Origin of the sequence: Sedimenticola thiotaurini (genome assembly GCF_001007875.1) — a bacterium.
Lineage (GTDB): Bacteria > Pseudomonadota > Gammaproteobacteria > Chromatiales > Chromatiaceae > Sedimenticola > Sedimenticola thiotaurini.
On sequence record NZ_CP011412.1, the window covers coordinates 2,798,131 to 2,823,163 of the forward strand.

General features: G+C 56.4%; 21 protein-coding genes. 11 read left to right on the plus strand and 10 right to left on the minus strand.

Features of this window, described 5'->3' with window-relative positions:
* Positions 1-346 precede the first annotated feature (346 nt).
* Genes AAY24_RS12855 through AAY24_RS12865 form a run of 3 tightly spaced genes read right to left on the minus strand, consistent with a single transcriptional unit; the run spans position 347 to position 2,776 of the window.
* Positions 347-1,498, minus strand: coding sequence for a cation diffusion facilitator family transporter (locus tag AAY24_RS12855; protein ID WP_046860025.1), 1,152 nt, complete (start codon positions 1,496-1,498; stop codon positions 347-349).
* Positions 1,499-1,502: 4 nt separating this feature from the next.
* Positions 1,503-1,736 carry a sulfurtransferase TusA family protein gene (locus AAY24_RS12860; RefSeq protein WP_046860026.1) on the minus strand — a complete coding sequence of 78 codons (234 nt, stop codon included), beginning with the start codon at positions 1,734-1,736 and terminating at the stop codon, positions 1,503-1,505.
* On the minus strand, positions 1,733-2,776 hold the full coding sequence (locus tag AAY24_RS12865; RefSeq protein ID WP_046860027.1) for a tRNA (5-methylaminomethyl-2-thiouridylate)-methyltransferase: 1,044 nt from the start codon (positions 2,774-2,776) through the stop codon (positions 1,733-1,735). The genes AAY24_RS12860 and AAY24_RS12865 overlap by 4 nt, the downstream gene beginning before the upstream one ends.
* A gap of 144 nt (positions 2,777-2,920) precedes the next feature.
* On the opposite strand from AAY24_RS12865, the gene AAY24_RS12870 reads away from it, so the two are divergent.
* The 5 genes from AAY24_RS12870 (at position 2,921) to AAY24_RS12890 (ending at position 8,064) form a co-directional block, all read left to right on the plus strand.
* Positions 2,921-3,565, plus strand: a complete 645-nt coding sequence (locus tag AAY24_RS12870; protein WP_046860028.1) for a TetR/AcrR family transcriptional regulator — start codon at positions 2,921-2,923, stop codon at positions 3,563-3,565.
* A gap of 174 nt (positions 3,566-3,739) precedes the next feature.
* On the plus strand, positions 3,740-4,672 hold the full coding sequence (glyQ, locus tag AAY24_RS12875) for a glycine--tRNA ligase subunit alpha (RefSeq protein ID WP_046860029.1): 933 nt from the start codon (positions 3,740-3,742) through the stop codon (positions 4,670-4,672).
* The gene (gene glyS, locus AAY24_RS12880) at positions 4,665-6,743 is read left to right on the plus strand and encodes a glycine--tRNA ligase subunit beta (RefSeq protein WP_046860030.1); all 2,079 of its coding nucleotides are present in this window, start codon (positions 4,665-4,667) and stop codon (positions 6,741-6,743) included. The genes glyQ and glyS overlap by 8 nt, the downstream gene beginning before the upstream one ends.
* Positions 6,744-6,795: 52 nt before the next feature.
* Complete coding sequence (gene gmhB / locus AAY24_RS12885) at positions 6,796-7,347, plus strand: D-glycero-beta-D-manno-heptose 1,7-bisphosphate 7-phosphatase (protein ID WP_046860031.1); 552 nt, start codon at positions 6,796-6,798, stop codon at positions 7,345-7,347.
* Positions 7,348-7,353: 6 nt separating this feature from the next.
* Positions 7,354-8,064 (plus strand): lysophospholipid acyltransferase family protein, encoded by a 711-nt coding sequence (locus AAY24_RS12890; protein WP_046860032.1) that lies wholly within the window; start codon positions 7,354-7,356, stop codon positions 8,062-8,064.
* 95 nt (positions 8,065-8,159) lie between these two features.
* Here the strand turns inward: AAY24_RS12890 and gyrB are convergent, their stop codons facing one another.
* From gyrB to dnaA, 4 genes are all read right to left on the minus strand, one after another.
* Positions 8,160-10,565, minus strand: a complete 2,406-nt coding sequence (gene gyrB, locus AAY24_RS12895) for a DNA topoisomerase (ATP-hydrolyzing) subunit B (RefSeq protein WP_046860033.1) — start codon at positions 10,563-10,565, stop codon at positions 8,160-8,162.
* A 101-nt stretch (positions 10,566-10,666) separates the two neighbouring features.
* Positions 10,667-11,728 carry a DNA replication/repair protein RecF gene (gene recF, locus AAY24_RS12900; protein ID WP_046860034.1) on the minus strand — a complete coding sequence of 354 codons (1,062 nt, stop codon included), beginning with the start codon at positions 11,726-11,728 and terminating at the stop codon, positions 10,667-10,669.
* An 80-nt stretch (positions 11,729-11,808) separates the two neighbouring features.
* The gene (gene dnaN, locus AAY24_RS12905) at positions 11,809-12,909 is read right to left on the minus strand and encodes a DNA polymerase III subunit beta (RefSeq protein ID WP_046860035.1); all 1,101 of its coding nucleotides are present in this window, start codon (positions 12,907-12,909) and stop codon (positions 11,809-11,811) included.
* A gap of 224 nt (positions 12,910-13,133) precedes the next feature.
* Positions 13,134-14,495 carry a chromosomal replication initiator protein DnaA gene (dnaA, locus tag AAY24_RS12910; RefSeq protein WP_046860036.1) on the minus strand — a complete coding sequence of 454 codons (1,362 nt, stop codon included), beginning with the start codon at positions 14,493-14,495 and terminating at the stop codon, positions 13,134-13,136.
* Positions 14,496-15,026: 531 nt separating this feature from the next.
* Here dnaA and rpmH point away from each other — a divergent pair.
* From rpmH to mnmE, 4 genes are all read left to right on the plus strand, one after another.
* Entirely contained in the window at positions 15,027-15,161 is a 135-nt protein-coding gene (gene rpmH / locus AAY24_RS18950) for a 50S ribosomal protein L34 (RefSeq protein WP_082117145.1), read from the plus strand.
* A gap of 80 nt (positions 15,162-15,241) precedes the next feature.
* The gene (gene rnpA, locus AAY24_RS12915; protein ID WP_234422295.1) at positions 15,242-15,547 is read left to right on the plus strand and encodes a ribonuclease P protein component; all 306 of its coding nucleotides are present in this window, start codon (positions 15,242-15,244) and stop codon (positions 15,545-15,547) included.
* Between the two features lie 96 nt (positions 15,548-15,643).
* Entirely contained in the window at positions 15,644-17,338 is a 1,695-nt protein-coding gene (gene yidC / locus AAY24_RS12920) for a membrane protein insertase YidC (protein ID WP_046860038.1), read from the plus strand.
* Positions 17,316-18,698, plus strand: coding sequence for a tRNA uridine-5-carboxymethylaminomethyl(34) synthesis GTPase MnmE (mnmE, locus tag AAY24_RS12925; RefSeq protein ID WP_046860039.1), 1,383 nt, complete (start codon positions 17,316-17,318; stop codon positions 18,696-18,698). Before yidC ends, mnmE begins: the two co-directional genes overlap by 23 nt.
* Positions 18,699-18,805: 107 nt before the next feature.
* Here mnmE and AAY24_RS12930 read toward each other — a convergent pair whose 3' ends face one another.
* Positions 18,806-21,223 carry a putative bifunctional diguanylate cyclase/phosphodiesterase gene (locus AAY24_RS12930; RefSeq protein ID WP_052761235.1) on the minus strand — a complete coding sequence of 806 codons (2,418 nt, stop codon included), beginning with the start codon at positions 21,221-21,223 and terminating at the stop codon, positions 18,806-18,808.
* Positions 21,220-21,981: a phosphate/phosphite/phosphonate ABC transporter substrate-binding protein gene (locus tag AAY24_RS12935; RefSeq protein ID WP_199930374.1), complete on the minus strand. Its 762-nt coding sequence runs from the start codon at positions 21,979-21,981 to the stop codon at positions 21,220-21,222. Before AAY24_RS12935 ends, AAY24_RS12930 begins: the two co-directional genes overlap by 4 nt.
* A 337-nt stretch (positions 21,982-22,318) precedes the next feature.
* Here AAY24_RS12935 and AAY24_RS12940 point away from each other — a divergent pair, with 337 nt between their 5' ends.
* Entirely contained in the window at positions 22,319-22,888 is a 570-nt protein-coding gene (locus AAY24_RS12940; protein ID WP_046860041.1) for a nuclease-related domain-containing protein, read from the plus strand.
* Here AAY24_RS12940 and AAY24_RS12945 read toward each other — a convergent pair.
* Complete coding sequence (locus tag AAY24_RS12945) at positions 22,881-23,729, minus strand: paraquat-inducible protein A (protein ID WP_063370463.1); 849 nt, start codon at positions 23,727-23,729, stop codon at positions 22,881-22,883. The genes AAY24_RS12940 and AAY24_RS12945 overlap by 8 nt on opposite strands.
* Positions 23,730-23,862: 133 nt before the next feature.
* Between AAY24_RS12945 and AAY24_RS12950 the strand changes: the two genes are divergently transcribed.
* Positions 23,863-24,972, plus strand: coding sequence for an NAD(P)-binding domain-containing protein (locus tag AAY24_RS12950; RefSeq protein WP_046860042.1), 1,110 nt, complete (start codon positions 23,863-23,865; stop codon positions 24,970-24,972).
* Positions 24,973-25,033 lie beyond the last annotated feature (61 nt).

The following is a 25,033-nucleotide window of genomic DNA, read 5'->3' on the forward strand; positions in this document are numbered from 1 at the left end:
CTCCAGCAGTTAGTATTAAATTTGAATGGACCACAGCGTGGCCATCAATGTTAAATCTTGCGAGTTGGGATGCCCCGTTACGGGGCAGCCAAGGCATGTCCTGTAATTAGCAAGTACTGTGCCACAGTTCAGGTGTCTGTCTACCCCCGACCCGAACCATCCGGGTAATTTTACTACGTTTCCACGCCGAAGCACGAAATAGACTGTATTACAGTGGATTAACCCCGTTTGTATGGAAGCCCCTGTCTGGCAGTCCCGGCGCTCATGGAGCGGAGGGAGCACTATCCTGGAGAACGAGCGCACCATATCGATGCGTTTTCAGACCATAGCGCACTATTATAGTGCATCATCCATAATAGACCCGGACCACTCCGAACTCCGGCAACTCTGCCGCCTTCGTCTGGAGTGACTGCTGGAACTCCCGGCGCGTCTCCTCCCCGGGCAGATCCGCCAGCGAGAAGTAGACATCCACGTTAATTTTTCCCGCCAGATAGTGCAGTACCACCCGTAACCGTTTTTCCGCACCGGGGATACTGCACCACTGCTGGGCCAGCAACTTCTCGGCCTGGGCCCGCAGGGGCAATCCTTCACAGGGGATCGCCTTCTCATCATCTTCCGGATCGATATGTACCGTGACATCCATCACTTCGGATATCTCTTTCAGCAGGCGATCAATCACCATCTGGCCGATCATGTGTCCTTCCGAGACACTTAACCAGGGTTCCACCAGGATATGCACATCGACCGTGGCCTCGCCACCGATACGGCGGGTCCGCAGCATGTGGATATCCATCACACCGCCGATCTGGTGGATAATCTGCCGGATGCTCTCCAGACGCTCCTGATCCAGTCCCTCATCCACCAGCTCCTGGAAGGCCGGCCAGCCCAGATCCCAGCCGATCTTGGCAATCATCAGCCCCACGCCCACCGCTGCGATGGCATCCAGGTAAGGCAGACCCGCCATGGTCCCCCCGACACCGATGAGCACCACCACAGACGATAGGGCGTCGGAGCGGTGATGCCAGGCATTGGCGTGCAGCAGATCCGACTTGATCTTGCGGGCTACCGCAGCGGTGTAGTGGTAGAGCCCCTCATTGGCCAGGATTGAGAACAGCGCTGCATAGAGGGCCAGGGGTTTCGGGTGCAACAGGGCATCGGGTGAAAAGAGTCGTGATACCGCATCCCAGGTGATACCGATTGCCACCAGCGACAGCAGGACACCCAGACCCAGTGTCGCAGCGGTTTCAAAACGGCCGTGGCCGTAGGGGTGTTCAGCGTCCGGCCCCTGGTTGGCCTGCTTGGCGGCAAAATAGACCAGCCCGTCCGACAACAGATCGGACAACGAGTGAATGCCGTCTGCCACCAGCGCCTGGGATTGGGCAACTATGCCGATAATGGTCTTGCTGGCAGCCAATAGCAGGTTGACCAGCACCCCGACAATGGTGACCCGTTGGATGGCCTGATAACGCAGGTGCTTCTGTTCGCTAACCTGGTTCATTGAATCAGTTGTCCTCGCCCACCTCGACTACGATGATGTACTCGTTATCTTCGGTCCTTGTCTCGATCAGTTTATGACCATTGATGCGGCACCAGGCCGGAATATCATTGAGGGCACCGGGATCGGTACATACCGCTTCCACCCGGGTTCCCGGCGCTAGCTCTTTGACCCGGTCCTGAACCCGGATCACCGGCATGGGACAGAGCAGGCGACGCGCATCCACAATGACCGGTTTCATATATACCACTCCTGGGGAATCTCATCCGCGCCCAGCGGCTTCACCGACAGCTGCTGCCGGCTGCCATCCAACCCGGTCACGGTCAGTTCCACCTGGTCCGCCTGCTTGCCCTGGCTGTAACGGGCCACCAGCCGGGCGGCCAGTTCGATATCATCATCATTCACCTCGCCATCCAGCAGCGCCAGCGGCCCGGCATGGCTGGTGGTGGCCAGACTGACGAACTGTTTACGATAACCCTGCAGGAAATTGCCCTCCCCCTCTTCCCGGGAGATGATCACTTTGAAATGGGCTCTGGGGCGCAGATGCCTTCCCACCTTGAGCAGCATGATGTCATCCATTTCGTAGCGTTTCTCACCACGGGCCTGCCACAGATCCGCCAGCTTGACCGAGTACTGGGCATCAGTCAGGAAACAGCAGCCTCCGGCGGGCTGAGCGTAGTCCTTCAGGCCGAACTCTTCCGCTAGGGCCATCTGCGGCTTACGACTGCGGCCATTGAAACCGTACAACTTATCCCGTGTTATCCACCCTTCCCGCTCCGGCAGAGTCGGCGGCAGGTTTTTGCCCGACAGCGGCCGCACCAGGCGATCTTCGGCTCCGGAATCCCGCGCCACCACCGGCATGGTGTCCTTGCGCTGGGACATGGGTCGTTGTCCCACCACTTCGCCGGTGATAATGAAATCGAACCCATGCGTCTCGATCCACTCCTGGGCCTTCTTCACCATGAAGATCTTGCAATCCAGGCAGGGATTCAGATTCGCCCCATAACCATGCTTGGGATTCAGCACAATATCCTTGTACTCTTCCACAATATCCACAATGTGTAACTTGATACCCAGCTGTTCCGCCACCCACAGGGCGTTGTTGCGCTTGGGCCGGTCTCGATCCTTCTGGCGAATCGCGTGGGTGTGACCCTCCACGCAGAATCCGGTGAAAAAATTGATCCCCTCTACATGGATGCCCTGTTGCTGAATGACCTTGGCGGCCAGTAGTGAATCCAGGCCACCGGAGATGAGGGCTACGGCCTTGCGTTGTTTAGTCATGATGGTATCAGGAGTCTGGCGGTGATCGGCCCGATATTGTAAGCGTTTGGCTTAGTTCACATCAAAGAAATGTTTATTCCCCTTGAACGCCCCGTCATCGGGCCACGCCTTGACAAGTATCAACACTCTTTCTAATTTGCGCCCATGTCTGAAAATCTATCTGAAACGTTTTTTGCGGATCTTCCACCCCGCCACGCCGCCATCTTGTCAACGGCCCTGGGTCTGTTTGTCAGCAAAGGTTTTTTCAACACCTCGATCCATGACATCACAGACCAGGCCGGTGTATCGATCGGTTTTGTTTACAACAACTTTGGCGACAAGGAGGGCATCGCCCGGGCTCTCTACCAGCAGTTACTCGATTTCATGACCCAACAGATCAACCTGATCGAGGATCGCTGCAGTGATGCCGAGTCACGCTGTCGGGGTGTGGCGAAGCTGCTGTTCGAACTGACCGAGTCCGCACCACAGGTGATGGATTTCATTATCCACGCCCGACACAAGGAGTTTCTGCCAAACGAACCGGCCATCTGCTCATCCACTCCGTTTGCCCGCATGCGGGATTTTGTTTACCAGGGCGTAACCAGTGGTGAGATCAGAGCGATGCAACCACTCAGTGCCGCCATGATCGCTTACGGCGGTGTCATTCGAATGATCTGCCTGCGTCTCGATGGGGTCATCGAGGAGCCCATCCACACCTATTTCGAGGAGTTGTGGTGCAATACCTGGTACGCATTGAACCCGGGTGAGACTGACCAGAACGATTCACCAAGCCCCATTCAGGCACCTTGAAATCACTGTGTAAGAAACCCTGATCCCCTGTCGGGCCATCATCCGGTGCCGCCACGGCGCTTAGAACGGCTGAGGCGGACCAGATTGTCCCGGGCCCAGACTCAACAATCCGTCGCCGAAACGATATACTGGGCGGATCTGTTTTTCCTTATATAAAGAGCCTCGACCTTAACTATGACGAATTCGATTAATGGTCCTGATACATCGACCTTTCAGGGCCTGATTTTCGCCCTGGAGCGCTACTGGGCAGAACAGGGCTGTGTGATCCTGCAACCCTACGACATGGAAGTGGGGGCCGGTACTTTCCATACCGCCACTTTTCTCCGTTCCATCGGTCCGGAGCCCTGGAGTGCCGCCTACGTGCAGCCTTCCCGCCGCCCCACCGACGGCCGCTATGGTGAGAATCCCAATCGGCTGCAGCACTATTATCAGTTCCAGGTGGCACTGAAACCCTCGCCCCTGAACATCCAGGAGCTCTACCTGGGTTCCCTGGAGTTGCTCGGGCTGGACAGCAAGGTGCACGATATCCGTTTTGTCGAGGACAACTGGGAATCCCCCACCCTTGGTGCCTGGGGACTGGGCTGGGAGGTGTGGCTGAACGGGATGGAAGTCACCCAGTTCACCTATTTTCAACAGGTGGGCGGTCTCGACTGCCGACCCGTGACCGGTGAGATCACCTATGGTCTGGAGCGCATTGCCATGTATCTGCAGAACGTGGAGAGCGTCTATGATCTGGTCTGGACCCAGGGTCCGGATGGCCCGGTCACCTACGGGGATGTGTTCCATCAGAACGAAGTGGAGCAGTCAGCCTACAATTTTGAGCACGCCGACGTGGATTTCCTGTTCAGCTATTTCGATCAGTGTGAGAAAGAGAGCAACAAGCTGATTGAACAGGGTCTACCCCTGCCGGCCTACGAGCAGGTGCTGAAGGCCTCCCACGCCTTCAATCTGCTGGATGCCCGCCACGCCATTTCTGTAACTGAGCGCCAGCGCTACATTCTGCGCGTGCGCGCCCTGGCCCGGGCTGTCGCCCAGGCCTATTACGACGCCCGGGAGAAACTGGGCTTCCCCATGCTGAAAAACAAGAAGGAGCTGGCCCATGGCTGATTGTGCCGATCTGCTGTTCGAACTCGGCACCGAAGAACTCCCTCCGGTCGCCCTGAAAAAGCTTTCTGATGCCCTGACCCAATCCTTTGTGGATGGACTCAAGCGCGCCAATCTGCCCCATGGTGAGGTGCATGCCTACGCCACGCCGCGCAGACTTGCCCTCTGGATCGAGTCCTGCAGCACTGCCCAACCCGACCGGGAGACCGAACGTCGCGGACCTGCCGTGCAGGCCGCTTTCGATGCCGATGGTAATCCCACCAAGGCCGCCCAGGGCTTTGCCCGTTCCTGCCAAACCACGGTGGATCAGCTTGAGCGCCTTAGCACCGACAAGGGAGAGTGGCTGGTGCACCGATTCCAGGAAAAAGGCAAACCGACCCTGGAACTGCTGCCCGGTATCGCCGAGGAGGCGCTTAACCGTCTGCCCATCCCCAAGCGTATGCGCTGGGGTAGTTCAGAGGCCCAGTTTGTACGCCCGGTTCAGTGGTTGCTGTTTCTGCTGGGGGAACAGGTGGTGCCCTGTCGACTGCTGGACACCGATGCGGGTGATCAGACCCGGGGTCACCGCTTCCACCACCCTCAGCCGATCCGGGTGGATCGCCCGGACCGCTACCGGCAACTGCTCCAGGAATCGGGTTACGTAATTGCCGATTTCAACGAGCGACGTGAACGCATTCGCCAGCAGGTGAGCCAGACCGCCGCCGCCATTGGCGGTCAGGCGCCGATTGACGAGGCGCTGCTGGATGAAGTGACCGGACTGGTGGAGTGGCCGGTTCCCATCTCGGCCGGATTCGAAGAGCGCTTCCTGGAAGTCCCCCATGAAGCCCTCATCAGCACCATGAAGAAAAACCAGAAGTATTTCCACCTGGTGGATCAGCAGGGGCAGCTGATGAATCACTTCATCACCATCGCCAATGTGGACAGCCCGAAACCGGAACTGATCAAAGAGGGCAACGAACGGGTCGTCCGGCCACGCCTGAGCGATGCCATGTTCTTCTGGCAGCAGGATGGAAAACAGAGCCTGGCCAGCCGCATCGACTCGCTGAAGAGTGTGCTGTTCCAGCAGAAACTCGGCTCCATGCATGACAAGAGCCAGCGGGTGGCCACCCTGGCCGGCCTGATTGCCGGGCAGATCGGTGGCGACAGCGCCATGGCGGAACGGGCCGGCATGTTGAGCCGGTGTGATCTGATGACCGAGATGGTGTACGAATTCCCCGATATGCAGGGCATCATGGGACGTTATCAGGCCCGACGGGACGGCGAACCGGACGAGATCGCCCAGGCCCTGGATGAGTTTTATATGCCCCGCTACTCCGGCGACAGCCTGCCCCAGACCAAAACCGGTATCGCAGTGTCACTGGCGGAGCGGCTGGATACTCTGGTGGGTATCTTCGGCATCGGTATGAAACCGAGCGGCGACAAGGATCCGTTTGCCCTGCGCCGCGCCGCCCTGGGTGCCCTGCGCATCATGCGTGAGCACTCACTTAACCTGAATCTACATGCGTTGCTGGAAGTAGCTGCAGAACAACTACAGACTGCCATAACCGAGGCGGACTGTGTGGAGCAGGTCTATAACTTCATGCTGGAACGTCTCAAAGGGATCTACCTGGAGCAGCAACTGCCGGTGGACCTGTTTGAAGCCGTGGCGGCCATACGGCCAGAATCGGTCGCCGATTTCGATCGCCGCGTGGCAGCGGTGGCCGGGTTCCGCAAGCTGGCAGCGGCCGATGCGTTGGCCGCTGCCAATAAGCGCATCCACAATATTCTGAAAAAGAGTGATCAGCCGATCCCGGCGAGTGTGGACCCGGCACTGTTTGATTCAACCCAGGAGCAAAATCTGCACAGGGTCATTGAACAGAAAGTGGAAGAGATCACGCCCCTGATGGAACAGACGGCTTATGAATCGGTACTGCAGTCCTTGTCGACTCTACAGGCCCCGGTGGATCAGTTCTTTGATGAGGTGATGGTCATGGCGGAAGATCCGGCTATACGGGGCAACCGGTTGGCCCTGCTCAATCGTCTGAACCAGCTGTTCCTCGGTGTTGCCGATATATCTCTATTACAGGCTAGATGATATCGGAATAACGATGAGCCGTTTAATCCAGCGCCAGTGAGTGCTAACTAACATGCCTACCAACAAGCTGATCATCCTGGGTCGGGACGGTGTCATCAATGAGCGGTCAGATGATCTCATCGCCTCGCCCGGGGAGTGGATTCCCATCCCGGGCAGCCTGGAGGCTATAGCCCAGCTGAACCAGGCGGACTACCGAGTGGTGGTCATCACCAACCAGGACGGTCTGGCTCAGGGGCGTTTCACTATCGATACCCTGAACGCCATCCATAACAAAATGAGCCAGGCACTGGCCGCAGAGGGGGGCCGTGTCGATGGCCTCTTCTTCTGTCCCCATGGTGCCGATTCAGACTGCGATTGCCGTAAGCCCAGCCCAGGCCTGTTGAATCAGGTCGCCGAACGATTTCATGTCTGCCTGGAGCAGGTACGCTGCGTCGGAGACAGCCTGGAAGATCTGCAGGCTGCCATGGCAGCCGACGCCCAGCCCATACTGGTGCGCACCGGCAGGGGTGAACAGACAGAAACAGATCCGCGCCTCGACCCGACCATACCGGTCTATAACTCGCTGAGTGATCTGGTGGCAACGCTGGTACAACAAGAAGAATAGAGAATCATGATACTGATTAGATCCCTACTCTACCTGGTGAGCCTGGTCATCACGACGGTGATTCTGGCCAGTGTGCTGTCCGTAGTGGGCTGGCTGCTACCCTACCGGCAACGCTGCCTGATCGCCAACAGCTGGGGCACGGTCAATCTCTGGTTTCTCAAGCATCTTTGCCGGCTGGACTACGAAATTGAAGGTCTGGAGAAGATTCCCGAATCGGGCGCCATCATTCTGGCTAAGCACCAGTCAGCCTGGGAGACCATGGCACTGCGCTCCCTGCTGCCACCGGAGCAGGCATGGGTGCTGAAGCGGGAGCTGATGTGGGTACCCTTTTTTGGCTGGGCTGCCGCCACGGTGCAACCCATCGCCATTAACCGAAAGGCGGGGCGTCAGGCAGCCCGGCAGGTTATTGAAATCGGCCTGGAACGTTTAAAACAGAACAGACTGGTGATCATATTCCCCGAAGGTACACGGGTGGCCCCCGGAGAGCACAAGCGGTATGGCATGGGTGGTGCCCTGCTGGCAGAAAAGAGCGGCGTACCGGTGATCCCCATTGCCCACAACGCCGGAACTTTCTGGCGACGCCGTGATATTAGGAAATATCCGGGCGTTATCAAGGTAGTGGTGGGTGATCCGATTTCCAGTCAGGGAAAAAAGGCCGCTGATATCAACAAGGAAGTGGAAACCTGGATAGAAAATACCTTATCCCATATCCAATAAGCAGGATGTAAGTACTTACTATAGTTACCCAGTTCATTACTACTGCACAGGTAAAAAAAGGGCCTTAAAGGCCCTTTTTTTACATTGGCGATGGATTATATATCCAGGTTCTCGACCGTCAGTGCATTACGCTCAATAAAGTCCCTGCGCGGCTCAACCTGGTCACCCATGAGGGTCGTAAAGATCTCGTCCGCCCCAACTGCGTCCTCGATATTGACCTGCAGCAGTCTTCTCGACTCCTGGTTCATGGTTGTCTCCCAGAGCTGATCCGGATTCATTTCACCGAGACCTTTATAGCGCTGGATATGTTGACCCCGTTTCGCTTCCTCCAGCAGCCAATCCAGCGCTTGTGAAAAGCTCTGCACCGGATACTCCCGTTCGCCCCGTTTGATATAGGCACCTTCGGAGAGCAGGCCATCCAGCTTCTCACCCATCTCCGCCATGCGCCGATAATCGTTGCTGTTGAAGAACTCCAGTGGTATGACCGATTCGGTATTGATGCCGTGCACATACTGAATCACATTGATCTGTGCGGGCTGATCTTCCGTCGCCGCCTGGACGTTGATATCGAACCGGTTCGATATATTCTGCTCGGCGTTTAACCGGGCGTTCAACTCCTGCAACCAGGCTGAGAAGGCCGCTTCATCCGCGATCAGCTCGTCGGTCACTCTCGGCATGTAGATCAGTTTTTCGATCACCGACGGCTCGTAACGCTTGGCCAACCGTTTCACTGTCGCCATGGTTGCGAGATGCTGTTTAGACAGCTCCTCCAGGGAGACCCCTGATAGGGCCGGTGCATCCTTACTGACATGGAGAGCCGCATTATCCAGCGCCGCCTGTAGCAGATAGGCGTTCAGATCGTTGTCATCCTTTAGATATTGTTCCTGCTTACCCTTTTTTACTTTGTACAGGGGTGGCTGGGCAATATAGACATGCCCCCGCTCGATCAGCTCGTGCATCTGCCGATAGAAGAAGGTCAGCAACAGGGTACGGATATGGGCACCGTCCACGTCAGCATCGGTCATGATAATAATGCGGTGATAACGCAGTTTATCCGGATCGAACTCTTCCCGTCCTATACCGCATCCCAGTGCGGTAATCAGGGTTCCCACTTCGGCGGAAGAGAGCATTTTATCGAAACGAGCTTTCTCGACATTGAGAATCTTACCTTTCAACGGCAAGATGGCCTGGGTTCTGCGGTCCCTGCCCTGCTTGGCAGACCCACCGGCGGAGTCACCCTCCACCAGGTAGATTTCGCAAAGCGCCGGATCTTTCTCCTGGCAGTCAGCCAGTTTACCGGGCAGCCCCGCCACATCCAGTACACCCTTGCGACGGGTCATCTCTCTCGCTTTTCTAGCCGCTTCCCGGGCTCGGGCGGCTTCGATCATCTTCCCGGCTATCTGTTTTGCCTCTGTTGGATTCTCCAGCAGGAACGCGCTTAGACGATCAGCCAGAACAGATTCAACGATGCCTTTCACTTCTGATGAAACCAGCTTATCTTTGGTCTGGGAGGAGAATTTCGGGTCTGGTACTTTGACAGAGAGTACGGCGGTCAAACCTTCCCGCGCGTCATCACCGGAAGTGTTCACTTTCTGCTTCTTATCCAGTCCAGCTTGGTCGATATATTGGTTCAGGGTCCGGGTAAGACCTGCCCGGAACCCGGCTAGATGGGTTCCCCCATCCCGCTGGGGGATGTTGTTGGTGAAGCAGAAAATACTCTCCTGATAGGACTCATTCCACTGCATGGCCAGCTCTACCACCACGTCATCTTTCTCAATGGAGAAGCTAAACACGGTTTCATGCAGGGGTGTCTTCTTGCGATTCAGATGTTCAACGAACGCTTTGATGCCACCTTCGTATTCGAACACATCCTGTCGGTCGGTGCGCTGGTCCATCAACTTGATACGTACACCGGAGTTGAGGAACGAGAGCTCACGGAGACGCTTGGCCAACAATTCATAATGATATTCGATATTGGTAAACGTCTCTTTACTGGCCTTGAATATTATCTCGGTACCGGTTTTATCGGTATCGCCTATAACAGTCAACGGCCCCTGGGGTTCTCCATGCACATACTCTTGATAATGGGTATGGCCGTTGCGGTGAATATAGAGTTTGAGGTTTTCGGACAGGGCATTGACCACTGATACACCGACCCCATGTAATCCACCTGACACCTTGTAGGAGTTGTCATCAAATTTCCCCCCTGCATGAAGGATGGTCATGATTACTTCCGCAGCGGATCTTCCCTCTTCCGGATGAATATCTACCGGAATACCCCGACCGTTATCCGTTACCTTGACGGTGGCATCGTCCATAACCGTCACTGTTATTTCAGAACAGTAACCGGCCAGGGCCTCATCAATTGAATTATCCACGACCTCAAATACCATGTGATGCAGGCCGGTTCCGTCATCCGTATCACCTATATACATACCGGGCCGTTTACGCACCGCGTCCAACCCTTTTAGCACCCTGATGTTTGATGAGTCGTACGTCATAAAAAACTCCTATTTGCGAGCCGATTATTATACACCATCCCGCATTCTTATTTGTTTCTAAATCAGCGGTGTTCCACGTGGAACACCGTATATATATTGGCTCAATTCGCCCTGTTTACGATTCCCTGATCTATACCTAGATGCAATTCGTCAGAAAACCCCCTGCTTCCTAACGGATCGGTGGAGGTTACAAACGCCTGACAGCCAAAGTCATTAATCCGGTTTAATAGTATGTCCCGATTTTCACGGTCCAATTCTGCAACCAAATCGTCGAAAAGAATAATAGGCTTGTTACCGGTTTTATCTTGAGTAAGCCGTGCCTGAGCCAGGTGAAGGGCAGATATAATCATTTTCTGCTGCCCCCGGGATATGCCGGTGAAAGCCGACCGACCATCGTAAACTATTCTTAGATCTGCCCGATGTGGCCCTACATGGGTAAAGCCCTGTTTAATATCGACCGGCTGCTTTTCTACAAGTACTGTTTCCAGACTCTTATCGTCGTCCCAACCCCGACGCCAACCGAGGGAAATGTTGTTGGGTAAACATAGCGCATTAATCTCTGCCTGAAATGCGCTTTTTAATTCAACAAAGTATGATTCTCGGATGGCATTAAGGGATTCGCCCAGCTCGCCAACTATCTTATTCCAACTGGGTACGGTTGTTGGATCAGAGCGAAGCAGAAAATTTCGCTGCCGTAACGCCTTCAAATATTTTTTTAGAAGTTCGAAATAGTAGTGTTCCACGTGGAACACACCCCACTCCATAAAACGCCTACGGTACTCGGGCCCCCTCTCCAGTATCTCGTGGGAGAGTGGCGTTAGTATTTGCAGGGGCGTGATGCGGGCAATGTCTGATAAACGGTTTATACTACTTCCGTTAACTTTAACTTCTGTAGTTGTAGCCGTTTTTTGCAGACCAATTCGATAAAGCCGATCAAGAGAAGATATGGCAAACAGGGAAACTGTCTTTTCACCCTGCTGTACAACCGGGCCAAACTTCGTCGTTCGATAGGATCTGCCCCGCCCCAGCATGTAGATAGCCTCAAGCAGCGTACTCTTTCCTGAGCCGTTTCTGCCTGAGATAAAATTGATACCATCGGAAAATTGAACATCTGCCTCAGTAATATTTCTGAGGTGCTGAATTTTAAGCTGTTTGATGGCCACGGGAGGTACCCGTTTTTCGGGTGCAGAGAGAGGAGTATCGAGAACCGGCAGAGTTTGCCGGTTCTCTTGTTGCCTTCACACTAAAGCCGCATGGGCATAATAACGTAACGACTCTGTTCACTGTCTTTGTTCTGGATTAAGCAGCTGCTATTGGAGTCACTGAGATAGAGCTTGACCGAGTCGGTGTCGATAACATTCAGCACTTCAATCAGATAGCCCACATTGAATCCGATGATCAGTTCATCGCCCTGATAGTCGATCTCCATTTCATCTTCAGCCTCCTCCTGCTCAGGATTGTGTGCCAACAGTTGCAACAATCCGTTGGAGAATTGAAAACGAATTCCGCGGTACTTTTCATTGGAGAGGATGGACGTCCGCATCAGGGCCTGCTTCAGCTGATCACGATCCGCGGTAATCTCCTTATCCATGTTAGTTGGAATGACCCGTTGATAATCGGGAAACTTTCCATCTATCAATTTAGAAGTGAAGCTGGTCTCCCCCATAATGAAACGGATGTGGTTACTACTGACATCCACATCAATGGTTTCATCAGAGTCCGACAGAAGTCTAGCCAGTTCAAGAACCGCTTTGCGAGGTAGAATGACCTGTAGTCCGGTCTCCTGGTTCAATGAACAATCCGCTTCACTGAGTGCCAGACGATGACCATCGGTAGCGACAGCCCGTATCTGATTCTGACTCATCTCCAGTAGTAATCCGTTCAGATAGTAGCGAACGTCCTGGATAGCCATGGCGAACTGGGTTTTTTCTATCAATCTTTTTAACAGCTTCTGGGTAACGCTGAACCGATGGCTGCTGGCGGTAGGCTCAATGGATGGGTAATCATTGGCTGGGAGTACGCCCAATGTGAACCGACTCCTACCAGATTTGATTACAACCCGTTCGCTCTCCACGTTTAATTCGATATTGGCGTCTTCCGGAAGTGCTTTGCAGATATCCAGCAGTTTACGGGCTGGCAGAGTGAAATCCGATTCGCTGTCACAATCCATCAGCGTGGTGGTTTTCATTTCAACTTCCAGATCAGTCGCTGTGATATTGATCTTTCCTTGACCTGCATTGATCAGGACATTGGCGAGTATAGGCAGAGTCTGTCTTCTCTCAACAACTCCACTGACCTGTTGTAGGGGTTTTAGCAGATTATCCCTTGTGGTTAGGATCTTCATGGCGAAGCACTCTTTAATAGATATAAAATATTTATATAGACTTACTGTTATTATTACACAGCCGGTTTTCTGTTAATCAACCTTGTTATTCCCTTGTTATTCAATAAGTTATATTGATTTTCCCCTGTTGATAACAGCCGTATCGATTCCGTAAGAGGTGTTGGTCGTCTGTGGATAACTTAAGCATGCTGTTTTGTTTCAAAAACATCAACAGTTTATCCACATTAACTGGTGAGTGTTCTTAACAGGTTTCCATAATCCTCTTCGACCCGATGATCGCTCTCTTTCAACTCCAATATCTTACGCGTTGCATAGAGCACAGTGGTGTGATCCCGTCCGCCAAAAGCCTCCCCTATTTCGGGCAGGCTATGGTTTGTCAGCTCCTTCGCCAGGCTCATGGCAATTTGCCGGGGTCTGGCAATCGTGCGGCTGCGTTTTGATGACAACAGATCGGAAGTCCTTATCTTGAAATATTCCGCCACTGTCTTCTGAATATTTTCGATAGTCACCTGTTTATCCTGTGCGGCCAGCATGTCGCGCAGGGCGTCCTTGGCAAACTCCTGGGTAATGGGACGACCGGTAAACTCCGCATTGGCAATAATGCGGCGTAACGCCCCTTCCAGTTCCCGGATATTGGAACGAACCCGCTTGCCGATAAAAAAGGCCACCTCATTGGGCAGATCCACGCCGAACAGCTGGTCCGCCTTGCTTTTCAGAATGGCGACCCGTGTCTCCAGATCAGGTGGCTCAATAGCGACGGTCAGTCCCCAACCAAAACGGGATTTGAGCCGCTCCTCCAGACCGGAGACCTCCTTTGGAAAGCGATCGCTGGAGAGGATGATCTGTTGCTGGGATTCAAACAGGGCATTGAAGGTGTGGAAGAACTCCTCCTGCGACCTCTCTTTGCCGGCAAAAAACTGAACATCATCGATCAGCAACGCATTGACGCTGCGGAAACGGCGTTTGAAATCGTCGATGGTGTTGTGTTGGAGCGCCTTTACCATCTGGGCAACAAATCCTTCCGAGTGGACATAGACCACCCTCGCTTTGGGGTTGTTATCCAGGATCATATTGCCGATGGCGTGCATCAGGTGGGTTTTACCCAGCCCAACGCCACCGTAGATAAACAGTGGGTTATAAGCCGTGCCGGGATTCTCGCCGATCTGTATGGAAGCTGCCCGGGCGAGCTGATTCGATTTACCCTGTACGAAGGTATCGAATACAAAATTGGGATTCAGGTTACTGGGCATGGGGGCGTCGTTTTCCGGGCGCGGTGCCCTGGCCCTGGGTTTATCCTGACTACTGATCGGGGAGCCTGTCGGTTGTTCCTGGCTGTTTCGGGTGTTGGCTCTGCTGCCGATCTCCAACGACACTGTGGGTGCGTTACTTCCGGCGATGGTTTGCAGATAGCTGGTGATATTGTCCAGATAGTGGTTCTGAACCCAGTTGAGGACAAACTGGTTCGGCGCGAGCAAACGTATGTTGTGCGCTTCCTCAACCGACTGTAGGGGACGAATCCAGGTATTGAATTGCTGCTGTGGCAGATCATGTTCGAGGTGATCTATGCACTTGCTCCAAAAATTCACGCTTTATCCACTCTTGTTCGTTTGAAAATGAGAAAGAAAATTCTCTTTTCGTGGTGATGTGGGGATCCGCCAGTTACTGTTGTCGGCCCGCTTCGATGAATGCCTTTGGTTTACTAATGCCACAGCGACCTCGCCCGAAATGTCAGCCAGGTTCGAGTAATTTGAACTGCGGAGGCAAAAGTTTACTCCGCTTTTTCTGGCTTATCCATAGCTTTGACCGAGTATAAAAAAGGTCCTGGATCAATCAGCCGCCAGTACTATCTGAAAGCTAAAAATATGTTTTTTATGCAGATTTATTAATTGTTCGCTGGAACTTTGGGGACAGGTTGTTGATTCGATGGGAATTTTCGCTCCTCTCCCCTCCCCCTCCCATAGTTTCTGAGAAATCAGCGGGTTAGCTGGCGATCCCGGGGGGCGATATTGTTGACATGCAGCGCTCCCGCGTCGTACTATACGCGCCCTTTTTCGAGGGCTTTTTTCGTGCGCCAGCACAAAACAGTCCCGTTTAAACCTAATTACCTGGTATTTGTCATGAAAAGAACTTTTCAGCCGAGCAATTTGAAGCGTGTGCGTAATCATGGATTCCGTGCCCGCATGGCAACGCGCAATGGCCGCAAGATTTTAAATGCACGCCGTGCGAAAGGACGTGCCCGCCTGGCGACCTGAAGTCCGGCACCGCTTTGCAAGATCGCAAGGCATCTTTCGGTCGGGATCTGCGTTTACTTAAACCTGCGCAATTCAAGCGGGTGTTTCAGAACTCCCGCAGATCGTCGGATCGCTGCTTCACCGTACTGTTCCGGGCCAATGGCAAGTCCAATGCCCGCCTGGGAACAGCGGTGGCAAAAAAGATTCTGAAGCGGGCCGTTGACAGAAACCGGGTTAAACGTCTGATCAGGGAGAGTTTCAGACACCAGCAGCATGATTTGGCGGGCTTAGATCTGGTAGTACTCTGTGCTCGTGGAATCGACCTTTCCAATAAGCATCAACTGCGGGACTCTCTCGACAGGCACTGGAAAAAGGCCGTTCAGGCAATCTCGACAGTCGGGAACTGAGGTCGGAAAAGGCTGCGCCCGGAGATGATTTCAGGCCATAATAGGCGCTTTGCCAATTGGCTCCTGCAACTTCCAAATTCGAGTTTGAGATAGTCCATGGATAATCTTCGCCTGATACTGTTTTTCGCGCTGGCTTTCATTCTGTTGATGCTTTGGCAGGCGTGGGAAAAGGATTATGGACCCCAACCAGCGGCCACTGCGGCGGTAGAATCAGCGGTCAGCGGCAGTGATAGCGCCTCCTCCGCTGTACCATCAGCCGTGCCCGCGGCCGACGATGGCATTCCCTCGGCGGTACCCAGTGTCTCAGCCACCGCGGCTGTCCCTGCACCGGATAATATCCCCGCCCCCACATCGGCCACCATCAAAATAAAAACCGACCTCTACTCCATGGAGATCGGCACCGTGGGCGGCAATGTCCTGAAGGTGTTCCTGAACGACTACCCCGCCACCCTGGGTGACAAGCAGAACAGTTTCCAACTGATGAAGCCGGAGCCACCCAACCTGTTTATCGCCCAGTCCGGCCTGATTGCCGGTGAAGGTAGTACGGCGCCCACCCATGAGACGCCTTACCAGGCGGCCAATACGGAGTATCAACTGGCCGATGGTGAAGATCAGCTGAATGTGGATCTTTACTGGACCAGCCCGGAAGGGGTCAAGGTAACCAAGCGATTCACCTACCAGCGGGGCAGCTACCTGGTGACGGTGCAGCATATCGTGGAGAACGGCTCCGACAAGCCCTGGGTGGCCCGCGAGTATCGCCAACTGGTGCGCACCCCGGCTGAAGATGGCAGTGCGGCGTCCAAACTGCTGTACACCTACACCGGTGGCGCCATCTACAGCGAAGAGAACAAGTACGAAAAGATCAATTTCGAGGACATGGAAGAGTCCAAGCTCAACCGTGAAGTAAAAGGCGGCTGGATCGCCATGCTGCAGCACTACTTCCTGGGAGCCTGGATTCCGCCAGTGGATCAGGCCGACACCTTCTACACCAATGTGTTGTCCGGCAAGCGCTATGTACTGGGCGCTTACACCCCGGCCGTGACGGTTCAACAGGGCGAGGACCACACCTTCAGCACCGGCTTCGTGGCCAGCCCCAAGCTGCAGGAAGAGTTGAAGGCGATCTCCAAGGGTCTTGATCTGAGTGTGGATTACGGCTGGCTGACAGTCATCGCCCAGCCGATCTTCTGGTTGCTGAAACAGATCCAGAGCCTGGTCAGCAATTGGGGTCTCTCCATCATTCTGCTAACCCTGCTGATCAAGGCGGTGTTCTACAAGCTCTCCGAGACCAGCTACAAATCGATGGCTAACATGCGGCGCATGACGCCGCGTATCCAGGCGCTGAAAGATCGCTACGGAGAAGACAAGGCGCGGCTCAACGCCGCCATGATGGAGCTGTACAAGAAAGAGAAGATCAACCCGTTGGGCGGCTGTCTGCCGATTCTGGTGCAGATTCCGGTGTTTATCTCCCTCTACTGGGTACTGCTGGAGAGTGTGGAACTGCGCCAGGCGCCGTTCATCTTCTGGATTCAGGATCTCTCCACCAAGGATCCCTACTTCGTGTTACCGCTGATCATGGGCATCTCCATGTTCATCCAGCAGAAACTGAACCCGGCCCCGCCCGATCCCATGCAGGCCAAGATCATGATGGCCCTGCCGGTGGTGTTCACCGTGTTCTTCGCCTTCTTCCCATCGGGATTGGTGCTCTACTGGGTGACCAACAACGTGCTTTCCATTGCACAGCAGTGGTACATCACCCGTCAGATCGAGAATGCCGCTAACGCCAAGGCCTGATGCGTCTGATTTTGTGGACGCCCAGGAGACCATAGCGGCAATAGCCACCCCGCCCGGCATGGGCGGGGTCGGCATCGTCCGCATCTCCGGCAAGCTGGCCGCCAGCGTTGCCACCGCCCTCACCGGCAAACTGCCGGAACCCCGTAAGGCCCACTTCGCCCGATTCCGCGCTGCCGATGGGCAGGTGCTGGACGAAGGTTTGGCGCTCTATTTCCCGGGTCCCCACTCCTTTACCGGCGAAGATGTGCTGGAACTGCAGGGCCATGGCGGTCCGGTGGTGATGGATCTGCTGCTGCAACGGGTGCTGGCGTGTGGTGTGCGTCTGGCCCAACCGGGCGAATTCAGCCAGCGCGCCTTCCTGAACGGCAAACTGGATCTGGCCCAGGCCGAAGCGGTGGCCGACCTGATCGAAAGCGGTACCGCCGCCGCCGCCCGTCTGGCGGTACGCTCCCTGGAGGGCGAGTTCTCCCAGCGTATTCATCAACTGGTGGAACAGCTGACGCTACTACGCATGTACGTGGAAGCGGCCATCGATTTCCCGGAAGAGGAGATCGATTTTCTCACCGATGGCAAGGTGGCCGGTGACCTGGAAGAGATCATCCGCAGCGTGGACGGAGTACGCCAGAGCGCCCAACTGGGCCGCCTGATGCGGGACGGCATGACCCTGGTGATCGCCGGCCTGCCCAACGCCGGTAAATCCAGTCTGTTGAACTGCCTTGCGGGTCGGGAATCGGCCATCGTCACTGACATCCCCGGTACCACCCGGGACCTGCTGCGGGAGCAGATTCAGATCGACGGCATGCCGCTGCACCTGGTGGATACCGCCGGCCTGCGGGACAGCAGTGACGCGGTGGAACAGGAGGGTATCCGGCGGGCGCGGGAAGAGATCAGCCGGGCCGACCGCATCCTGTGGATCTTCGATGACAGGCTGGATCCCGAGCACCAGGCGTTCGATACCAGCCTGTTGCCCAGTGACACACCCGTCACCTTTATCCGCAACAAAATTGACCAGACCGGCACCCCGCCCGGGCTGCAGGAATCGGATGCCACAGTGGAGATTGCCCTCTCCGCCCGGAGCGGCGCCGGGGTGGATCTGTTGCGGGAACACCTCAAGCACTGCATGGGGTATCAGAGCGGCCAGGAGGGCGAGTTCATTGCCCGCCGACGCCACCTCGACGCCCTGGAACGGGCTAGTAACCACTTACTGACTGGGCAGGCCGCGTTACAGGATCAAGGCTCGGGCGAACTGCTGGCCGAGGACCTGCGCCAGGCCCAGCAGGCACTGGGTGAGATCACCGGCGAGTTCACCGCCGATGATCTGCTGGGGCAGATCTTCAGCAGTTTCTGTATCGGAAAGTGATGCCTAAAGACGAGCTTGGGATGCCAATATCCAGATCCCTGAAAATCCCGGCCGCTACTTATTAGATTTCAACCTGCCTGGGCATAGTGATCCGCCGGGGGTTACCGTTATTGCCAATCCGGATCCAGCTGCCAGTTCGCGGCCCAGTCGGCCACCAGGTTGGCGGGCATGGGCCGGGCGATGCCGTAACCCTGTGCCATGTGGCAGCCCAGTTTGAGCAGTAACAGATACTGCTCCGCCTGCTCAACCCCTTCTGCCACCACTTCGCGTCCAAACAGGTTGGACAGGGTGATCACCGCCTCCACCACCGCCAGATCGCCTTTGTCGAGCAGCACGTCCCGGACAAAGCTCTGGTCGATTTTCAGCATATCCACCGGCAGACATTTGAGATAGGAGAGCGAGGCGTAGCCGACTCCGAAGTCGTCCAGTGCCAGCCGGATACCCAGGTCATGGCAGGCGGTTATGACATTGGCGGCATGTTGCAGATCGGCAATAGCGGTCGATTCCACGATCTCCAGCTCTAGGCATTCGGGTGGGATCTCCGGGAATTGCTCCGTGGCGTTTGTCAGATCTTCCAGGAAATCGACGGATGTAAAGTGGTAGGGAGCAATATTGACTGCGACCGACCAGTCAGTGTAGCCGGCTTCGCGCCACTCTGCGATCTGGCTCAGTGCAGCCTTCAGGGCGAAACGTCCCAGTTCACCGGCCAGCTCATTGTCTTCCATGTAGGGCAGGAACTCTGCCGGCGAGAGAATGCCATGCTCCGGGTGGCGCCACCGCGCCAGGGCTTCATATCCGGTTACTCTGCCCTCGCGCATGTCTACTTTCGGTTGATAAAACAGCTCGAACTGGCCGCTGTTGAGCGCCTCCCGTATCTCTCCTGTCCGTTCCCGGCGCGTCTGCAGTTTCTGGTCGTGTTGGGCATCGAACAGGTGATAGCGGTTGCGACCCGCATGTTTCGCTGCATACATCGCCTCATCGGCATGCCGCAGCAGGGTGTCCGGGTCTGCCTGGTCCAGTGGGTAGAGGGTAAATCCCAGACTGGCGGTAACCCGCGCCACTTCTTCATCCAGCGGATAGGGTTCCGCCAGGTGATTCAGCAGACGTTGAAATATGGTTTCCGCTTCATCGAGGGAGGTGAGGTCGGACAGCACCAGCACAAATTCGTCTCCACCCAGACGGGCCAGCGTGTCGGTGCTGCGCAGGGCCTCATGCATGCGGCCGGCAGCCAGTTTAAGCAGCTGGTCGCCACTGGCGTGGCCGAGTCGGTCATTCACCGGTTTGAATTCGTCCAGATCCAGCAGGCCCACCGCCATTAACTGATTTGACCGATCACTGCGGGCCACCGCCTGGGCTAACCGATCCGCCAGCAGTGACCGGTTGGGCAGTTGGGTGAGGGCGTCATGGGTTGCCTGCCAACCGATTTTTTTCTGCAGCGCCTTTTTTTCGCCCACATCACTGAAAACCAGAACGTAGCCGAAAACCTTGCCGTCTTCAGAACGGATCGGTGCGGCCGAGTCCTCGATCTGAGTCTCCCGGCCATCCCGACTGATCAGCAGAATGCCGCTCTCCTTCTTGGTGCTCTTTTCTCCGGTGAGCTTCTGGCTGATCGGGTTAATCACCACCTCCCGGGACGTCTCCCGCACGATGTGGAACACTTCAGCAAGGGGTTTTTGCGTCGCCTCCTCCAGGGGCCAGCCGGTCAGTTGTTCGGCGACCGGATTCATCTGGGACACCAGGCCGCTGGCGTCGGTGGTGATGACCCCTTCCCCGATGGACATCAAGGTCACGTGATTCAACTCCGCCTCCTTCTCCACACTGGCCTGGGCTTCGGCCAGGGCTTTGAGAGTCGCTTCCACCTCGTCGGCCATGGTGTTAAAGGCGTTGCCGAGCTGCTGAATCTCCCGGGCACCACCAACGACGACTCGGGTACCGTGGTCCTGCAGAAACTGTTGGTAAGCAGTCACCAGCCGGGTCAGTGCCTTCAGGGAAGTGCGCAGTGTGAGTGCCAACATAAGAAACAGCGCAGAAATGATTACCCCCAGGCTCACTATCCGGGCCACCACCCGTTCCCAGATCAGGCTCTGAGCCTGTTGCGGGTTACAGGAGAGGATCAGTTGGCCATAGTCGACGCCGCCCAGCTCCACCCGATTGGTAATTTCAAACGACTGGATACCGGAGAGTCGTTCAAACCAGGCCGGCACGGTCTGTTTCGCAGGCTTGGATTCCGCCTTCAGACGCCCGTCGCCCAAGCGCCATTCAGCCCGGGCCAGGTAGGGGCGCAGCCGTACCTCCCGCTCCAGTTGGGCCTGGACAGTGGCATAGTCACCGGTAATGGCGCCCCTGGCTATGATGGGTTGCAGGGTTGCGGCGGCCACTTCCAGGGAGTGTTCCAGGGTGCTGATCTGGTTGATCCGCTCCTCGTTGATAAAGGTCCAGATGCGCAGGTTTCCGGCACAAAACACCACTACGGCAATGGGTAGAAACAGTCTCCAGAACAGCGACAGTCTGCGCCATGAGTTCATGGTTGTTCGGCCTGTTCGCGCCAGAACCGGCTGTAGGGTGCGTAATCGGCATTACTGGCAGGGACGAAGATCAAGGGTTCCGTGCTCCTGAGGAACCGGTTGGCGTTCTCCAGTGCCCTGCGACCGCTGTCCCGTTGGTGCATGCTGAGCAGGGCGTCCCTGACCCGCGCCACCATTCCGGCCGGTACCCGGGGATGGGCCATGACGGCCAGGTCCGGGTAAGGCTCCGACCTCCACAGTACCCGGTAGCGGAATTTGGTGCGCATGGCGAAGGCGTGCATCACCCGGTCGTTGACGGCGGCGGCATCCACTATGCCGGTGGCCAGTTGACGCATCGCCCCCTCCTGGTTGCCGGCAAAAGCGCTGCTGACAGAGATACCGGCCCGGCTCAGCGCCTGGCTCGGTACATGGTATCCGACGAACGCCTCTTTGGACGGAAACACTATTTTCTTGCCGTTCAGATCGGCCAGTTTCTGCAGCGGAGAATCGATGGGCACCACGATCTGACCCCTGATGGCGGGTCGATTAAGCCGTGCTATGACCTGGAAACCGATCTTTTGTCGTTCCGGCGAGAAGAGGTGATTGGTATAGGCGAAGTCATACTCTCCCGCCAGGGTGCGTTGGGTGGTCTCGGGGGCGGATTGGCCCATAGACAGGGCCAGTGGGATACCGGTCTGCTGACTGATCTCCAGCAGCATCGGGTTCCAGATCTGGGCGGCCACGGTGACCGGGTGTTGATTCAGTACGCCGAACTTCATGGCCTCCGCAGCGTGCAGGGAGCAGCTATACAACAGGCAGAGCATCAGGCCAAAGTGGGTGGGAAATATGCGCAGAATACCGACCTCCTTGTGTCTCCACGGATGAATAACAGGTACGTTCTCTTCTACATCACAGGAAGAGTAACTTCTATTAATTCCTAAATACAACCTTACTAGTATGGCAAATTTGCCGTCGACCGTCGGCTGAACTTCACAAAATATCATGGAGGGGTTGTTCTGATCCCCTTTGTTGGCGAAACTCTGCGCTCAACTATTGGGCCGAGTACCCGGCACCCTGAATTTTGGATACTTTCCGGACAGGTTTTCAGATAACACCATGTTCTCCCTCTCATCCGTGCAGTTTCAGTGGCTGTTGGTGGCTTTGGCGGCCCTGGTACTGGTAGTTCCCCTGCTCCTGTTCCGGCAACGCCTGTCGGCTTCCCTGAAACAGTATCAGCTCCGTCAGGCCATCCGGCGCCTGGGCCCCAAGGTACACCGGGATCTGCTGGTGCCGGACGGTCTCGATGGTGTACTGGTAACCGACTATGTGGTGTTGACCCACAAGGGGATTCTGCTGGTCATGGTCAACTGGTACGAAGGCAACATCTTCGGCGGTAAGGATACGGATCAGTGGGCCCAGGTGTGGCGCGGTGCCTCCAACCGTTTTCCCAATCCCCTGCATGAGCTGCAGCTGATCAGTGCCACGGTGAAATCCCTGGTGCCCAATATCCCGGTCAGCGGTATTGTGCTGTTTGCCGGGGATTGCCGGTTTCCCAAGGATAAACCGGCGGGGGCCTGCCTGCTGGATGATCTGCCGCGTCAGCGCCGCAAGCAGGTGGTGCCGCCCCGTTTTGAGACCGCCTGGGAACTGCTGCTGGCCAAAGCGGATATGCTCAGCGTCAACTGAGCGGCGCTTCCCGTTGCGGCATCTGGCTCAGTTGCCGGCTGATCAACTGGGAACCGAGCAGGGACAGTACCACGTAAATGGCGAAGAACCAGAGACCGGCCTGCACTTCCGCCTGGGTCAGACCTCCGGCGTTACTGGAGAAGTAGGCCACCAGGATGGCCACCACGAACACATCGGCCATGGACCACTTGCCCAGGTGGTGACTCAGGTGCAGACCGCGCAGGGAGAGATGATGGGTGCGGCTGAACAGGGTCAACCAGGCGACGCCGGTCTTCAGCAGGGGCAGCACCACACTGAACAGCAGCAGCAACAGCGCCAGCCAGCGGTTGCCGTGTTCCCAGAGACCACTGACGGTGGTGAGTATCCCCTTCGACTGGAACTGCAGCACGGTCTCGCCCAGCACTGGCAGGGTCTTACTTACTTCCACCGACAGGATCGGTGTGGTCAGGCCCACCATCAATGCCACCACACCCACTGTCAGCATGGCGTAGCCCAGATCGCCGGTGCGGTGTCGCAGCAGCCAGGCGATCAATAGGAGCAGGGCCCCATCCACGAGAAACAGCAGGGTCAGTTGATCGACCGAGGCCTTGTAGGCCGCCTGCAGGGATTTCTGCTGGTTCAGCGCCTCCAGTTGCTGGCTGTAACCGTCATAGAGGCCGAAACTCAATGCCTCCAGCAGCTGGCGGCCGCTGCTCTCCAGCTGGCTGGAGGCCTGCAACTGCTGAATGATCGCCAGGGTCTGCTGCTCATAGGCGGTGGCCTGCTGCCAGATTTTCCAGGCGCAGGCCGCCAGCCCGATCAGCAGCAGGACCAGCAGCAGCCGGTGGATTGGCTTGTTCATCAATGGGTGGTGTCCGGTTCAGCTTGCGATGGCCCTACTCTATCGGGGAAACTCCAGCCATTGCAAACCCGCCAGTTGCCGACTGTCTGCTAACATAGTCGGCCAAAATCGTGCACTGAAACAGGAACAGAACATGTTGAAACTCGCTTATGTCGGTGGATTGGGAATGATGGCCGGACCGGCCGCCACACATCTGGGCCAGGATGGGCCGGCCCGGGTACTTCGGGTGCATGATCGTGGCAGCAAGGGTGGTCTGCGTGACCGGTACCGGGCAGACTGGCAGGCCCATGGCGCTGCTCTGGTGCCGACCCTGCCACAACTGGTGGGCGATGGGGATCTGGATGGCGTGGTGGTCTGTGCCGGTAAGAATGGCGATGACGTGGCGATCATCAGTGAGTTGACCAGCCGGCTGAGCGCCGTCGCCGGCCAGCGTCCGTTTATCCTGCATCTCTCCACCGTCAGCCCCGACTTTGCCGAGGCCGCCACCACCTTCTGTACTGCGCGGCGGGTGGACTATGTCAACTATCCCCTCACCGGGGGGCCCCTGGGGGCGCAACTGGGCGGGGCGGATCCCAAGGGGATGCTGATCCTGGCCAGCGGTGACGAGGCACTCTATCAGCGACTGCTGCCCCTGTTACAGAGACTGGGGCATCCCCGTTACTTTGGTACGGCGCCCGGCGCCGGTGCCATTACCAAGCTGGTGGGGCATCACATGGTGTTCAATGGCCTGAACGGTATTGCCACCGCTGCGGCCATCCATGCCGACTGTTTCAACCAGGGCCAACTGGGCGGAGACGGGCAGTACGACTACCTGGGTTTTCTCAATGGTGGCGCCGGTGGTACCCGGCAGTGGGACGTGGCCCTGGGCAAGGGTATCGCCAGTGACAGCTGGGATCAGGGCTTCAGTATCCACCATGCAGTGGTGGACGCGATCTATGCCGCCCGTCTGGCGGTAGCCGCCGGCTTGCCCCGCATCTCCATCCAGGCCATGACCAATACCGCCTTCAGCTTCTCCTATCTGCTGAACCGCTATCCCGGCCAGAGCCTGGCCACCCACGCGGTGGCACGGGAGATGATCCGCGCCGGCAGTGCCGGTCTGGACCGGTTCATGACGGAACAGGGTGCATTTGGTGCCGATGCGGATGGGGTTATCGCCGCCTGCGTGGACTCTCTGCCTGACACCATCCGGGACTCCGCCCTGCTGGAGGTGTCGGTGGATCACTTCGAGTCCTGCCTGCCATGATGGGGATGGGTCGCTATCGGCCATGGCTGAATGACCAGCCCTGGGGAGAGGCTGTGCCGCT

Bases quoted from the DNA above. Each gene is read 5' to 3' on its own strand.
- glyQ (WP_046860029.1), top strand. From the start codon at position 3,740: ATGACGAATTCGATTAATGGTCCTGATACATCGACCTTTCAGGGCCTG.
- AAY24_RS12950 (WP_046860042.1), top strand. From the start codon at position 23,863: ATGTTGAAACTCGCTTATGTCGGTGGATTGGGAATGATGGCCGGACCG.
- gyrB (WP_046860033.1), bottom strand. From the start codon at position 10,565: ATGACGTACGACTCATCAAACATCAGGGTGCTAAAAGGGTTGGACGCG.
- yidC (WP_046860038.1), top strand. From the start codon at position 15,644: ATGGATAATCTTCGCCTGATACTGTTTTTCGCGCTGGCTTTCATTCTG.
- AAY24_RS12945 (WP_063370463.1), bottom strand. From the start codon at position 23,729: ATGAACAAGCCAATCCACCGGCTGCTGCTGGTCCTGCTGCTGATCGGG.
- mnmE (WP_046860039.1), top strand. From the start codon at position 17,316: ATGCCGCTAACGCCAAGGCCTGATGCGTCTGATTTTGTGGACGCCCAG.
- AAY24_RS12865 (WP_046860027.1), bottom strand. From the start codon at position 2,776: ATGACTAAACAACGCAAGGCCGTAGCCCTCATCTCCGGTGGCCTGGAT.
- AAY24_RS12930 (WP_052761235.1), bottom strand. From the start codon at position 21,223: ATGAACTCATGGCGCAGACTGTCGCTGTTCTGGAGACTGTTTCTACCC.
- AAY24_RS12870 (WP_046860028.1), top strand. From the start codon at position 2,921: ATGTCTGAAAATCTATCTGAAACGTTTTTTGCGGATCTTCCACCCCGC.
- glyS (WP_046860030.1), top strand. From the start codon at position 4,665: ATGGCTGATTGTGCCGATCTGCTGTTCGAACTCGGCACCGAAGAACTC.
- AAY24_RS12855 (WP_046860025.1), bottom strand. From the start codon at position 1,498: ATGAACCAGGTTAGCGAACAGAAGCACCTGCGTTATCAGGCCATCCAA.
- AAY24_RS12890 (WP_046860032.1), top strand. From the start codon at position 7,354: ATGATACTGATTAGATCCCTACTCTACCTGGTGAGCCTGGTCATCACG.
- dnaN (WP_046860035.1), bottom strand. From the start codon at position 12,909: ATGAAGATCCTAACCACAAGGGATAATCTGCTAAAACCCCTACAACAG.
- AAY24_RS12860 (WP_046860026.1), bottom strand. From the start codon at position 1,736: ATGAAACCGGTCATTGTGGATGCGCGTCGCCTGCTCTGTCCCATGCCG.
- AAY24_RS12940 (WP_046860041.1), top strand. From the start codon at position 22,319: ATGTTCTCCCTCTCATCCGTGCAGTTTCAGTGGCTGTTGGTGGCTTTG.
- gmhB (WP_046860031.1), top strand. From the start codon at position 6,796: ATGCCTACCAACAAGCTGATCATCCTGGGTCGGGACGGTGTCATCAAT.
- rpmH (WP_082117145.1), top strand. From the start codon at position 15,027: ATGAAAAGAACTTTTCAGCCGAGCAATTTGAAGCGTGTGCGTAATCAT.
- AAY24_RS12935 (WP_199930374.1), bottom strand. From the start codon at position 21,981: ATGAAGTTCGGCGTACTGAATCAACACCCGGTCACCGTGGCCGCCCAG.